Genomic DNA, 13,208 nt, shown 5'->3' on the forward strand with positions numbered 1-13,208 from the left:
GGTGCGTGGAAGCTTCATGATGCCCTCCGAAGGTGCCCGACGACGGACAGTCGGGCACCTCATCCAAGAGGACGCCACGGGCCCCGCGCAGGTTCATCCTTCTGGCCAAGTGCTCATGCAAGTGCTGCCCAAAACCGCATTTCCGTGGGAGATTTCCCACGGAAAAGCGGCTCAGGGCAGCAGATGCGCGGGCGGGGGAGTCAGAGCGTCACGGCGCGGTCGCGGCCAGCCCCTCCCGCACCGACGGCCACGACTTGAGCACGCGCAGCACGTCCTCGTTCGTCTCCGCCGCGAGGGCGGCCTCGTAGGAGTCGTTGAGGATCTCGTCGAGCGCGACCCGGCGCCCCGCCGTCGTGCTTTTCACGGCGGCCTCGACCATGGCGAGGCTCAGGATGTTGGCGTGAACGCGTCCCATCGGCTCGGCCCCCGTGCGCACGGAGGCGACGAATTCGCGGAGCGAGCCCGCGATCTCCTGGCCGGGGTCGGCAACAGGACGGACGACGGCGCCGCCCTCCTCCGCGGCCAGCCCCACGGTGGGCTCGTTGTCGCCGTCCCACAGGACGGTGCCGCGCTCGCCGGAGATGCGCCAGGAGCCGTTCCACGAGGTCTCGAAGCCGGGGCTGCACCAGCTGCCGTTGAACACGAAGCGGGCGCCGCCGTCGAACTCGAACGTCGCGGTCGCCGCGGCGTTGCCGCCGAACCAGCTCCACGCGGGGTTGTACTCCTCGCACGCGACGGAGAGGGGGTCGGCGTCGAGGAGAAAGCGGGCCATGTCGAACTGGTGGATCGCCATGTCGAGCAGGAGGGGGCTCGCCATCACCTCGCGGAAGCCGCCGAAGCGCGGGGCCTTGAAGAAGTCGACGGACAGGATGCCCACGCGGCCCAGGGCCTCCGACTGGGCCTTCGCGGCGAACAGGTGCCGGTTGTAGCGGCGCGACTGGCTCACCATGAACAGCTGGCCGGTGAGCTCCGCGCACGCCGCGAGCGAGAGCCCCTCCGCGACCGTCGACGCCACGGGCTTCTCCCCGAGCACGGCGAAGCCGGCGAGGAGCGCCGCCGTCGTCACCGGGTGATGCGCGGCCGGGATGGTGACGTTGATGATCGCGTGCGCGCCGGAGCGCCGGGCGAGCTCGACGGCGTCCTGCCCCACCGGGAGGCCCGGCCCGCCAAACTCGCCGGCGGCCGACTCCGCGGCAGCGAGGTCGAGGTCCGCGATCCCGGCGAGCTCGACGTCGCCGTTCGCGGCGATCGCCCGCAGCCACGCCTTGCCCATCGAGCCCGCGCCAACGACGACGACGCGCAGCGGCCCGCCGTCAGAACGGACGACGGCGAAGCCCGGCTGAGCGCTCATGCGTGCGCCTCAGCGTTGGCTTCGGCGTTCGCAGCCTCGCGAGCCTCGGCGATCTCTGGAGCCGCGTGCGAATAATCCGTGCCGTGGAAGAACTCGCCGGTCTCGTACCGGAGGAGGGTCGGGAGGGCGCGCTCGGGTCGGTCGGTAACAGCCCATTCGACGCCGTTCGCGATGACCCGCCGCACGTCGCGGTGGTGGTAGACGGGGTAGTCCTGGTCGCCTGGGCTGAAGAAGAAGATCTTGCCGTGGCCGCGGCGGAACGTGCATCCCGAGCGGAACACCTCTCCCCCGCTGAACGAGCTCACGAACACGAGCTCGTCCGGCGCGGGGATGTCGAAGTACTCGCCGTACATCTCCTGGGCGGGGATGTCGATGGGATGCGGGACGCCCTGGGCGATCGGGTGGGTCGGGTTGACAGTCCACACGAGCTCGCGGTCCTGCTCGCTGCGCCAGCGGAGGGTGCACGTGGTGCCCATGAGCTTCTGGAAGATCTTCGACCAGTGGCCCGAGTGCAGCACCACCAGGCCCATGCCCGAGAGCACATGCCGATGAACCCGCTCGACGACCTCGTCGCTCACCTCGCCGTGGGCCGCGTGGCCCCACCAGGTCAGGACGTCCGTCTCGGCGAGGACGTTCTCGGTGAGGCCGTGCTCGGGCTCGTCGAGCGTCGCGGTGCGGACAGTGGCTCGGGAACCGAGGTTCTCGCGGATGCCCTCCGCGATGGTGGTGTGCATGCCGTCGGGGTAGATCGCGGCCACGTGCTCCTCGCGGAGCTCGTGCCGGTACTCGCCCCACACGGTGACGCGGATGCGTGGTGTCATGAGAAATCCTTTTCCTCTCGGGTACAGTTACTTGACGGCGCCGCTGGCAGTCCCGGCGGCGACGAACTTCTGGGCGACCAGAAGAAGGACGACGGCGGGCAGCGAGGCGAGCACCGCCGTCGCCATGACGGAGCTCCAGTCAGTGACGTACGAACCGATGTACTGGTACAGGCCGAGCGTGACGGGCCGGACGGCGTCCGTGGTGGTGAGCGTGAGGGCGAACAGGAAGTCGCTCCACGCGAACAGGAACGTGAACAGCCCGGCGGTGATGAGCGCGTTCCGGCTCACCGGAAGCACGATCGACCAGAACACGCGCATGTGCCCGGCCCCGTCCACGCGCCCGGCCTCGATGATCGAGGAGGGCAGCGACCCCATGAACGCGCGGATGATGAGGATCGCGAACGGGATGCCGTGCGACGAGTCGGCGAGGATGAGCCCACCGATCGTATTGAGCAGGCCGAGATCGTTGTACGCCGTGTACAGCGCGTTCGCGACCACGATCCCCGGGATCATCTGGCTGATGAGGATCGCGAACAGCACGACGTTCGTGCCCCGGACCTTGAAGTGGCTCAGCGCGTACGCCGCGGGCGCGGCGATCGCGAGGCTCACCACCACACTCCCCAAAGCCACCACGAGCGATGTCCCCAGATTCTGGCCCTGCTGCGCAATGGCCGTCCCGTATCCCGAGAAGTCGGGGTGGATGGGGAACCACGTGGCCTGGATCGTCGTGCCGTTGGGTTGGAGCGAGGCGTTCACCATCCAGTAGACGGGGAACAGCATGATCGCGAGGAACAGAATCCCGAGCGCCGTGTACGGCAGGCCCGTGCGCTTGGCCCGCGCCACCCGGGCCGGACCCGGTGTCGGCCTCTTGGTGGGTGCAGCAATAGCAGTCATGGTGCCTCCTTTCAGTCCTCGACGCCGCGCCGGCTGGCCCGCAGGTAGAAGAGCGCGAACACGAGCGAGATGAGCACGAGGATGTTGCCGAGCGCGGAGCCCTGGCCGAACTGGAACTGTTGGAAGGACAGCGCGTACGACTGGGTCGCGATCGTCTGGCTCGCGTTGGCCGGCCCTCCCCCGGTCAGCGCCAGGATGATGTCCAGGACCTTGAGCGTGTAAACCACGCCCAGGACCAGGACCACGTTCACCACCGGCCGGAGCATGGGCCACGTGACGTTCCAGAACGAGCGCCAGCCGGTGGCGCCGTCGAGCGCGGCGGCCTCGTAGAGCTCGTCCGGGATGTCCTGGAGCCCTCCGTACAGGATCGTGACGTTGAATGGGATGCCGATCCAGACGTTGACGCCGACCACCGCCACGAGCGCGAGCTGCGTGCTCGTGAGCCACGGGACCCCGTTCGGCACGATGTGCAGCGCCTCGAGGAACTGGTTGAGCGCCCCGGAGTCCTTGTCGAGGATCCACTTCCACACCGCGCCGCTCGCGATGAGCGGGATGAGCCACGGCAGCAGGAGCAGCGAGCGCAGCACCCCGCTCAGCGGGAACTTCTTGCGGAAGAACACCGCGAGCGCGAGGCCGATCACGAACTGGCCCACGATCGAACCCGCCGTGAACAGCGCCGTGTTGAGCGCCGCCGTCGTAAATATCGAGGAGCCAAGGACCGCTGCGTAGTTCGCGAAGCCGACCCACGGTGCCTCGCCCGTGTAGAAGGTCGCGGTCCCGTAGTCCTGGAAGCTCATGATGAGGTTCTTCACTACGGGGTAGCCGAAGAACAGCGCGAGGTAGACGGCCGCGGGGATCAGGAAGAGCCATTGATACAGGCTCTCCCGGCGCTTTCTGGTGCCCCGCGGCCTCGCGGTCCCGGCCGAAGCGGCGCGGCGGATCGGCGCTCGGGTGGTGGTCGGCTGTGATCTTTGTGGCGGTGCCACGCGCTCAGCCGTTGGCACGCGTTCACTCATGGTCATTCGTCTTACCCGTTCTGGGCCTGCTGAAGGGCGTCCGACGGCGTGGCCTTGCCCGTGAGGGCAGTCTGGATGGCCGTGTAGATCTTGGTCGCGGCCTTGGGCCAGTCGGCGCCGAGCTCGCCGGTGCGGGCGCGGGCGGTCTTGATGAGGTCGGTGAAGACGGCGAGCTTGGGGTTGTCGGCGGCGAACTGGGACGCGAGCGTGGTCTTGGACGGGACCGTGTTGCGCTGCTTCGCCATCGAGGTCTGCATCTCGTCGCTGTTCATGCACGCCACGACCTGCGCGGCCTTGGCCTGCTTGGCCTTGTTGCCGGTCTGCGGGACCGTCCACGTCTCGCCGCCGAGCGGGGCGACCTCGGTGTCCGAGGCGGACTTCACGGGGAGCTGGACGATGCCGTAGTTGAGGCCCTGGACCTTGTCGAGCGTGGGGAGCTGCCACGGGCCGTTGACCATCATCGCGGCCTTGCCGGCCACGAACTGGTCCTTGACGTCCGCCTGCTTCCAGTTCAGAACGCCCGACGACGCCGAGCCGGACTTCACGAGGTCCGTCCAGAGCTGGAGGGCCTCGGTGGTCTGCGGGGTGGCGATGTTCTTCTCGTCGCCGCCGTTGCTCCACATGAACGGGAGGAACTGCCACGTGCCCTCGTAGGTCGCGTTGGCGTCGAAGGCGAGGCCGTACTGGCTGCCGCTCGTGAGTTTCGCGGCCGCGGCCTTGAGCTCGTCCCACGTCTTGGGCGGCTGGACGCCGGCCTTGGCGAGGAGGTCCTTGTTGAAGAAGAGGGCGATCGTGTTGACTGTCGGGGCCAGGCCGTAGACCTTGCCGTTGTACGTGCCGGCCTGGAGCACGCCCTGCGCGAAGCCGTCCGTGCTGACGTTGAAGTCGCTCAGCGGGGCGAGCGCGCCGGTCGCGGCGATCTGCTGGAGGTCGGGGTTGTCGAGCATGAGGACGTCCGGGAGCGTCTTCGACGACGCCTGCTGGAGGACCTTCTGGATGAGGGACGCGCCCGTGATGGTCTGGCGGTCGAGCGTGACGCCGGCCTTCTCGGCGCACTTGTTCAGGGCGTCGCCGATGAACGACTTGTCCGGTTCATTGTTGTAGTAGTCCAGCACCGAGATCGTCTTGACGTCCGCGTTCGACGACGCGCTGTTGCTCGCGCCGCAGCCCGTCAGGACCGCTGGGATCGCCAAGGCCGCGAGGGCCAGGCCGGTGCGGACGGTGAGGGAGGTTCGCTTCATTGGGTTCTCCTGTTGGTGGTTGTCGATGCGTATCGACGATGCGCATCGATTCGGACCGGGCGTTGCTCTTTCTCGGGGGGGTACTCGCCGTCAGCGGTGGGCGCGCGGACGGATGGTGCTCTTCCGGCGCTTCAGCACGGGCCGGATGAGCTCCAGAGCCTCGTGGGGCCTGGACGTGGGATCGGTGAGGTCGCGGACCATCCTGTGGACCGCGCGGCGGGAGACTTCGTCTGGTTCCATCCAGATCGTGGTGAGCGGGATGCGCTGGCGATCGGCGATCCGGTCGGGGCAATTGACGACGACGGAGACGTCCTCCCCGAGGACGAGCCCTAAGTTGTTGAGGGCTTCGACGAGGAGATCCTGATTGGCGCCTTCGGGGGCGATGAAGGCTGGGATTCCCCTGTTTTCGTTGAGGGCCTTGGTGATGGCCTTCTCCATGCCGGCGATGGTGACGCGGCCTGGAGTGCGGATGACCTTGATGCCCGTGGCCGTGGCCGCCTTGTCGACGCCGCGGTGGAACCGCTTCACGTAGTTGACGTGGCGCGTGACCACGGTGTCCTGCCAATCGACGAGGATCACGTTTTCGTGGCCCAGCCGTGCCAGTTCCTCGACGCACATGGCCCCGGCGAGCTCGAAGTCGGCGTCGATGCACTCGAGCCCGGCATGATTCTCGGGGATGCCGATGAGAATGCTGGGGACCGGGAGCGTGCGGATCACGGGGACACGGGCGTCCTCGCGCTCGACCTGCATAATGATGAGCCCGTCGACAAGCTGCTGGCCCACGACGCGCTCGAGGCCCTCGGGCCCCTCGTCGTCGGTGACGAGCAGGATGTCGTAGTCGCTCTGCCGGGCCGTGGCCGCGATGACGGAGATGAACTCCATGATCGAGCCCATGTGCAGGTCGGGGACGAAAGGGATCGCGAGCCCGATAACCTGGCTCCTCCGGCTCGCCAGCGCCCTCGCACCGGCGTTCGGCCGGAACGCGAGCTCCTCCATGGCCGCCTCAACGCGCTTCCGAGTCTCCTCAGAGATGGGCCGCCGGCCGCTCATGACGTACGAGACGGTGCTCTGCGAGACGCCCGCCAGGCGGGCTACGTCCTTGCTGGTCGGCATCGCGGGTCACCTCCTCGTGCTCGTCGAACCGTATCGTCGATGCGTATCGAGGACGAGTATGGCATGGGTCACAGGGCGAGGGCAAGGGGACCATCAATAGGGTCAACGCGACAACCGCCCCAATCGAGGGTGATTTCTAGACGCCGGCCCAAAAGCGCATACGCTGGTCTCGATCGTCAACCCAATAATCCAGGAGAAAATCTTGGCTCGCGTACGCTCAATCCAGAACGGGCACCAATCCGTCAAGGCTCACCCGTCCGAAGTCGACTGCTTCTGGCAGGCGGTGACGTCAGCAGACGGCACGAAATACCTACATCTGTCATCCTTTGGTTCGGACCAGCGGCAAAGCGAGCCTAAGAGCAGCCAGTCCCTTCAGTTCGACAGGGAACAGGCGGCGGCTCTGCTCAACGCAATCAAAAACACATTCCCACGGATAGAACAGTCAGTCTGACAGTCATGCCCGCGTCAAAAGCACTGACTCGTGCATTGGGCTCCCCATCGCCATCTCTGCCAACCGAACATGGATGGCGGCCGCAGCGAGTCGGACTGGCTGCGGCCGCCGCTGATTGTTGGTATCTCGCAACCGAGACGCCCATCGAGTTGACGATCTTGTTGATGTGGGTGAAGTGCATCGTGCGGCCTGTGCTGTCCGACATCCCGCTGATGATGCCAGCCAAGCTTGCCGAGGATCCACCATTGTTGACGAAGACCGGACCGCCGCTGTCCCCGCGCTGGACGAGCCTGCATGGTGCTGAGGCGCGGTCGATGCCGCAGGTCAGGACGTTCCCCTCGTACGTGACGCAAATCTCCACCAGATCAACCGTACCGCCGCAGGAGATCGTGGTTGGTTCGCGCGTGCCGCCCGCCGACTTTCTCGGCGGGCTCAGGCGTCTCTTCAACCGAGTCGCCGTCCTTGGCGCGCCTAGTGTGCCCCACCCCACCGGGCCGGCCCCGCCGTCGTCGTCCGTTCCTGTCGCTCCGACCTGCGCAACGGGACCTCACCCGGTGCCCGCCGCCGTCACCAACCGCCGCGCGTCGGCGTGTGTCCTTGTCGGGCGTCGTCGGGCATTGCCATTTCAGCCCGCAGGCCTAGGAGTCGGATCGGACGGCCCGCTTCAATTCCGGCCGCGAGGTCCAAGGCCCGAGCGAGGATTTCGTCCCGGTCGAAGGTCTCGGGAATCTTCTTCCCGTAAGTCTTGGTGATGAACGGCGCGTACCGGACCTTGAGTGTCAGCCCAATCACGGGACGTCCTTCAGCAACGACGTCCTCAAGGACGTGCGCTGTCAGCTCCCTCACCGCGTCGTCCACCTGGGCAGGCTCGGTCAGGTCGCGCTGGAAGGTGGTCTCCCGGCTGTGCCCGCGGGCAACCCACGGGGTGTCGTCCACAACGCTGGCGGCGTCCCCACGTCCGAGCTGGGCGTACCAAGGACCCATCCTGGGGCCGAATTCCGAGACCAAGTCCTGGGGGTCGGACGCGGCGAGCTCGGCGACAGTGTTAATTCCGAGCTTGCCCAGGCGGGCCGACACTCTGGCTCCGACGCCCCACAGGTCCTTGGTGGGCCGACTCCCCATGACATCGAGCCAGTTCCCGGAAGTGAGACGGAAGACACCGGCCGGCTTGCCGAAACCGGTGGCGACCTTGGCTCGGACGAGGGTGTCGCCGATGCCCACGCTGCAATGCAACCGCGTTCGCTCCAGGACAGCGGCCTGCACCTGCCGCGCGTAGGCTTCCGGATCCTCAGTCTCGACGCCAACAAAGGCTTCATCCCAGCCCAGCACCTGCACCGTGGCGCCGGGCTGATCGCGCAGGGTGGCCATCACCGTTTCAGACGCCGCTAGGTAGGCCTCGTGATCGACGGGCAGGATGACAGCGTCCGGCACCTTCCGGGCCGCGATGCGCAACGGCATTCCAGAACCGACCCCAAACGCCCTGGCTTCATAGGATGCGGTCGACACCACGGCTCGTTCTGTTGGGTCTCCCCGACCGCCGACAATGATCGGCTTGCCCGCGAGCTCCGGCCGTCGGAGAACCTCGACCGCCGCGATGAACTGGTCGAGATCGACGTGCAGCACCCACCGGGTTCCGCTCACGCCACCAGTGTGCCCTAAAGATTGCTGACGGGCATCGGCTCTCCCTAGGAGATGACCATCAGAGGCCCGTGGTCGCGCGCTCTCTCCCCCGCGCCCCAAGGATTATCCACGATTGTCGCGAATGGGCAGGGCATACCGCAGGACCTGTCCGGTGATTTTGACTATCTGATCGTTGAGAGCCAAGGTCATGTCTTCGAGCAGCGCAATCGAGCGCTGGGAAAGGTCGTCCGACGCATCGAAACCCCTACCGACGAACCACTCGTCGAAGAGCTTCTGCTGAACCGCGTCCCGCGGTTCCGACGAAGCCCCGAGGGTTTGGACTTCAAGCCAGAGGTCAGGCTCATCTTTACCCCAACCGTCGTCATCAGTGACGAGACTGAAATAATGAGGGAAGAATGCACGATCCATAAGAACGGTTCGAGCCTTTGCGACGGCAACCTGCTCACCCCACGCCTGGCCGCCTGGAGATTCCACGACCGATCCATCAAAGATGTGAGCCATGCCATCGAGCGAAGCGCGCAGCCCGGCCAGTTCCGCGTCCAGAAGGTACTTCCGCTCGTGCACTTGGGACTCTCGCTCAATCACTGTCAACCGCTCACCTTCCATCTCTGTGAACTCCTCCCCCTTCCAATACGGGTGAAGGGCGCCCTTCAGCTGAGCAACCTCTCGATAGACCCGAGTCATAGCGCCAGAGCATTCCATGGCGCGGGCCGCGAGATGATCCTTGATCCCGCGGTCCACGCCACTTCCCGCGAGGCGCACGCCTCGCCAACCTAGGACCGCGGCAACAACGACGCCGGCCACTGCCATCGCAGCAGTGACTATTTGGGAGAGGTCCAAGAAGGTTTGCCAGATTGCAGCGGACATCGCTCGTACTCCTAGGTGCTCATAAGCCGAATCCCACTAACGGCGCTGCGCGGGCGGTATCCGGGAGTATCCGCGAAGTCCTCCGCAACCGCGCAGAAACAACTATCGGCAAGTCAGGTCGCGGCATAAGCACGGTCTATTAGGGCTTTCGTCGATTGAAAAGGGTCAAGGTGCGGTCCCAGTTGCGGCGCGCGGGCGAGATGGCAAGCCCAGACCCTGATGCCTGCTCAAGTTCTGGTCGATGTCGGCTTGGAAATCGCCCTATCCTCACGCGAGCGCTTTCCGCCAAATGGTCCGGCTTAGTCGGCTTCGCCCGCCGGAGGAGTCCCAACGTGATGATGTGGCCCGGCCTGCCGCGAACGGGGAAGCCTATCGCGCCGGCGTCGCTCCCCGGACCCGGAGAACGCCCACCGTGTCTCTCCGGCTGCGGTCGGGACGTCGGCGGGATGACGGTCACGGTTCATACCCGGCCATGACCACCGGGTGAACCCCGCAACGGGCCCACATTGGAAGGGCTACCGTCACTCCATGCTGGTCACTGCTGTCCGAGGTGAAGCGAACCCGCTTGGTCGCTCAGGAGTAGAAGCCGCGAACCACTCGTCGGATTAGAGGATTCCAGGCTCTCGGGACTGAGGAGATCCCCGGTGGATCACTATTGATCGCCTGATGAAGCGTCGAAAGGAACGAGCCCGGGGAATCGCATCCGGCCGGCACCCGAAGAAACCAGCGATATCCTTGGGGCCGCGGAGGGATCCCAGCGTCGGCAAGATACTCGTCTATCGAATCTTCGATGGTGGCTCGGTCACGGTCCGTAAGAGGCTCGTAACGCACGTCTGCACCACCTCGGCGCGACACAGTGACCCTGACCGTCTCCCCTTCACCGGATCTCGGTACACGACTCACGTTTTCGGGGCCTGCAAACCAAGCGATCACCGCATCCCGACCGGTTTCGTTGAGAAGGACCCAGCGATCGTCTGGTTCAGCAATCTCAAAGTCATCCCACATGGGCCTCACCATCCTGCCAGACCGGCGTCGGGGGCCAGCCACCGACAGACTGACGCCCGTCGCATGTCAGATCACGGGAAGTAGCAATTGTCCGTTCAGAGGCAGTTAAACGTCTCCGTCGCCAGATTGCCCGCCCAGTAAGTAGGGTACCCGGACGGCGTGAAGACTGTCTGGAAGGCCCCGTGGTAGTTGTTGCTGTTTCTCAAGTAGTTCCCATAAATTACGCCGTGGTCATGGCGCCACGTCGGACTGTACGTCGTCAGCGTCACATTAGGTAATCCATGATTGCCGCAAATGACGGGAATCCAGCCGTGTTCGACGCATTGCACCTGTGACGACGAGAACGACAGCCGCGGCCCATTGTCCCAAATCAGCGTCACACGCCATTGAGCCTGTCGACCATTGAGATTTGTTCGAATGATCGCATCATAGTTTCCTATGACACCAGACTGGTTGCCATAGGCCGCGTTGCCCTTCGTCTCTGACACATAGGAATTTATCTTTCGATGGCAGACAGTGCCGAATTCGCACCAACTATCAAGGTCGTCAGCCATCGCCGTGACCTTTGAGGGCTGTCGGGCCGCGCCATAATCAGTCGACTTCTTCGGTATGAACTGCTCCGACGACCGGCCGGCAGAATCACGATTGATGGTGAGGCCCTCGGCGTTACAGACCCACTGCTGTACCTTCATCTTTAGCGCCAGGTCGACGCAAGGTTGTAGCCCGGGGCGCACGGGGGATCCACCCGAAGGCCCCACTTTTGCCGGCTGGAGATTCACTGCCGTCGATGCGTGGGCCGGACCAACCCACACCATCACGACTGCCAGGCATGCGAGAAATGCGACAGCTACCCGCCCAACAGAGGGCCAAAATCGTGGACTACTATTCTGACGCGAGTGATCGACACGTTGTTTCATTATTCCCCCTAGTGCGATTCTCAGTCGGGTGCTGAGATACGGCAATCATCGCAACCACCGTGCACCGACCATCTCCCGGCCGGAGAATCTTGTCAACACTTCAGCGCTGCCGATTCGGCGAGCTTAGAGCAAAGCGCAGAATTCTAGGATGCGGGAGAAATGAGCAGACTTCGGACGCCCATAGTATCGTCCACCTCGTCGACGACGCATCAGTGGACCACCACTGATTTTCGAAATCAGAGAACGTTCCAACACGGAATTCGGGGGCCCGACACTGAGATTTGGAAGATGGCTGGATCAAAGCCATTCGAAGCTCCCAGGCACCCCGGAAACATCCCACCCCGCCCCGAACTCACCCGAACGTGAACGAATACAGCTCCAGCCCAGGGCTCGCCGTAACCTCCATGGTCCCGGTTTGCGGCGCAGTTCCGTCGAGCAGCACGTAAGAGCGCGGGGTTCCGTCCACGCTCACGGTCCGGTCGCCGTCGGGCGCGTGGACGGTGAGCGTCCCGCGGCCGCCGAGCACGGCCTGGACCTGGCGCGCGTGGAAGTTGAGCCGGACGCCCGAGGGTGCGGAAGCGCCGCCGTCGTTCGCGGTGATCCGCTGGGAGTCGAGGGTCCACTGCCCCGACAGCGCGAACGAGTCCGCACCCTGGCTGGACGGGTACGCGAACTGCCCGGTCCCGGACTTGTACGGCTGGTCGCCCGCGTAGTTGACCTGCTTCGCGACGCCCAGGAAGGTCTCCGGCGTGGTGCTCCCCGCGGTCGGACCTGAGTCCTTGCCCTCGACCGGGCCCGGCAGTGCGGCCCCCGGGTGTGCGTCGGCGAGCAGCTGCCGCACGAGATTCTCCGTGTTCGCGTATCCACCCTCGCCCTGCTGGATGTGCCGCACGTTGCCGTTGGCATCGATGAGGTATTGGGCGGGCCAGAAGCGGTTCCGGTACGCGGTCCACGTCGCGTAGGCGTTGTCCATGGCCACGGGGTAGTCGATTCCGTGCTCCTTGACGCCGGCCTCGACGTTGCGCTGCTCGCGCTCGAACGCGTACTCGGGCGTGTGGACGCCAATCACCTCGAGCCCCGCGGCCTTATAGGCATCGTTGAGCTGGACGATATGGGGCAGGGAGCGCTGGCAGTTGATGCACGAATACGCCCAGAAGTCGATCAGCACCACCTTGCCGTGGAGCGAGCTCAGGTCGAGCCGCTCCGAACCGATCCACGCGGTCGTCCCGCGGATCGCCGGTGCGGGTCCGCAGTCCTCGAGCGAAGTGGCACCTTGGGTGCAGCGGTCCAGGCCGCGGTTCTCGTCCGTGACGAGGCCGCCGAGGTCGAGTGGGCTCCCGGCCTGAGGAGCGAGCTTGTCCTGGAGTGCGGCGGTGTAGTCGGGGATGAGGCGCTGAAGCGCCGCCGGCAGGTCGAGCGCGAGGCCCGCCGCGAGGGCGATCATGAGCGCGCCGGCCACGATCCGGACGGTCTTCTGACGCCGGCGGAACGCCTTCAGGCGCTCCGCGAGCCCGCGGCCCGCGAGGGCGAAGAACAGGAGCGGCACGGAAACGCCGAGCGCAAAGGACAGGGTGAGCGCCACCGTCTCCGGGCCGATTCGTCCCGTCGCGCCGGAGACCGTGATGGCCGCGAGGACCGGCCCCGCGCAGGGCACGAACACCGCGCCGAGCGCGAGCCCGAGGCCCAGGCCACCGCGACGCGCATCGACCCGCCGCGTGGGGATCCAGGCGAACGGCTTCTCGAGCCACTCCTCGACCCGCGGCACCATGAGGCCGAGCCCCACGGCGGCAAGGACGCCGATCCCGGCCCAGCGGAACACATCCTGGGGGACACCCACGAGTCCCAAGACCAGGGAACCCAGCAGCGTGAACGCGCTGAAGCTCAGCACGAG

General features: G+C 65.7%; 11 protein-coding genes. All 11 read right to left on the reverse strand.

Features of this window, described 5'->3' with window-relative positions; translation table 11 throughout:
- Positions 1–208: 208 nt before the first annotated feature.
- Positions 209–1,351: a Gfo/Idh/MocA family protein gene (locus ACLN58_RS10485; protein WP_415855206.1), complete on the reverse strand. Its 1,143-nt coding sequence runs from the start codon at positions 1,349–1,351 to the stop codon at positions 209–211.
- Positions 1,348–2,172 (reverse strand): ThuA domain-containing protein, encoded by an 825-nt coding sequence (locus tag ACLN58_RS10490; protein WP_415855207.1) that lies wholly within the window; start codon positions 2,170–2,172, stop codon positions 1,348–1,350. The genes ACLN58_RS10485 and ACLN58_RS10490 overlap by 4 nt, the downstream gene beginning before the upstream one ends.
- Before the next feature lie 27 nt (positions 2,173–2,199).
- Positions 2,200–3,066, reverse strand: a complete 867-nt coding sequence (locus ACLN58_RS10495) for a carbohydrate ABC transporter permease (RefSeq protein WP_415855208.1) — start codon at positions 3,064–3,066, stop codon at positions 2,200–2,202.
- Positions 3,067–3,077: 11 nt separating this feature from the next.
- Entirely contained in the window at positions 3,078–4,082 is a 1,005-nt protein-coding gene (locus ACLN58_RS10500) for a carbohydrate ABC transporter permease (RefSeq protein WP_415855209.1), read from the reverse strand.
- 11 nt (positions 4,083–4,093) lie between these two features.
- Positions 4,094–5,323: a sugar ABC transporter substrate-binding protein gene (locus ACLN58_RS10505; protein WP_415855210.1), complete on the reverse strand. Its 1,230-nt coding sequence runs from the start codon at positions 5,321–5,323 to the stop codon at positions 4,094–4,096.
- A 90-nt stretch (positions 5,324–5,413) separates the two neighbouring features.
- On the reverse strand, positions 5,414–6,436 hold the full coding sequence (locus tag ACLN58_RS10510) for a LacI family DNA-binding transcriptional regulator (protein WP_415855211.1): 1,023 nt from the start codon (positions 6,434–6,436) through the stop codon (positions 5,414–5,416).
- A gap of 1,018 nt (positions 6,437–7,454) precedes the next feature.
- The gene (locus ACLN58_RS10515; RefSeq protein ID WP_415855216.1) at positions 7,455–8,510 is read right to left on the reverse strand and encodes a DNA polymerase IV; all 1,056 of its coding nucleotides are present in this window, start codon (positions 8,508–8,510) and stop codon (positions 7,455–7,457) included.
- A 120-nt stretch (positions 8,511–8,630) separates the two neighbouring features.
- Positions 8,631–9,395 carry a hypothetical protein gene (locus ACLN58_RS10520; protein ID WP_415855212.1) on the reverse strand — a complete coding sequence of 255 codons (765 nt, stop codon included), beginning with the start codon at positions 9,393–9,395 and terminating at the stop codon, positions 8,631–8,633.
- A 573-nt stretch (positions 9,396–9,968) separates the two neighbouring features.
- Complete coding sequence (locus ACLN58_RS10525; RefSeq protein WP_415855213.1) at positions 9,969–10,412, reverse strand: DUF5956 family protein; 444 nt, start codon at positions 10,410–10,412, stop codon at positions 9,969–9,971.
- An 83-nt stretch (positions 10,413–10,495) separates the two neighbouring features.
- Entirely contained in the window at positions 10,496–11,092 is a 597-nt protein-coding gene (locus ACLN58_RS10530; RefSeq protein ID WP_415855214.1) for a hypothetical protein, read from the reverse strand.
- A 577-nt stretch (positions 11,093–11,669) separates the two neighbouring features.
- On the reverse strand, positions 11,670–13,208 hold a 1,539-nt coding region (locus tag ACLN58_RS10535), incomplete at its 5' end, for a redoxin domain-containing protein (protein ID WP_415855215.1).

Origin of the sequence: Sinomonas sp. G460-2 (assembly GCF_047759905.1) — a bacterium.
GTDB lineage: Bacteria > Actinomycetota > Actinomycetes > Actinomycetales > Micrococcaceae > Sinomonas.

Bases quoted from the DNA above. Each gene is read 5' to 3' on its own strand.
- ACLN58_RS10485 (WP_415855206.1), bottom strand. From the start codon at position 1,351: ATGAGCGCTCAGCCGGGCTTCGCCGTCGTCCGTTCTGACGGCGGGCCG.
- ACLN58_RS10520 (WP_415855212.1), bottom strand. From the start codon at position 9,395: ATGTCCGCTGCAATCTGGCAAACCTTCTTGGACCTCTCCCAAATAGTC.
- ACLN58_RS10530 (WP_415855214.1), bottom strand. From the start codon at position 11,092: ATGAAGGTACAGCAGTGGGTCTGTAACGCCGAGGGCCTCACCATCAAT.
- ACLN58_RS10500 (WP_415855209.1), bottom strand. From the start codon at position 4,082: ATGAGTGAACGCGTGCCAACGGCTGAGCGCGTGGCACCGCCACAAAGA.
- ACLN58_RS10490 (WP_415855207.1), bottom strand. From the start codon at position 2,172: ATGACACCACGCATCCGCGTCACCGTGTGGGGCGAGTACCGGCACGAG.
- ACLN58_RS10525 (WP_415855213.1), bottom strand. From the start codon at position 10,412: ATGGTGAGGCCCATGTGGGATGACTTTGAGATTGCTGAACCAGACGAT.
- ACLN58_RS10495 (WP_415855208.1), bottom strand. From the start codon at position 3,066: ATGACTGCTATTGCTGCACCCACCAAGAGGCCGACACCGGGTCCGGCC.
- ACLN58_RS10510 (WP_415855211.1), bottom strand. From the start codon at position 6,436: ATGCCGACCAGCAAGGACGTAGCCCGCCTGGCGGGCGTCTCGCAGAGC.
- ACLN58_RS10505 (WP_415855210.1), bottom strand. From the start codon at position 5,323: ATGAAGCGAACCTCCCTCACCGTCCGCACCGGCCTGGCCCTCGCGGCC.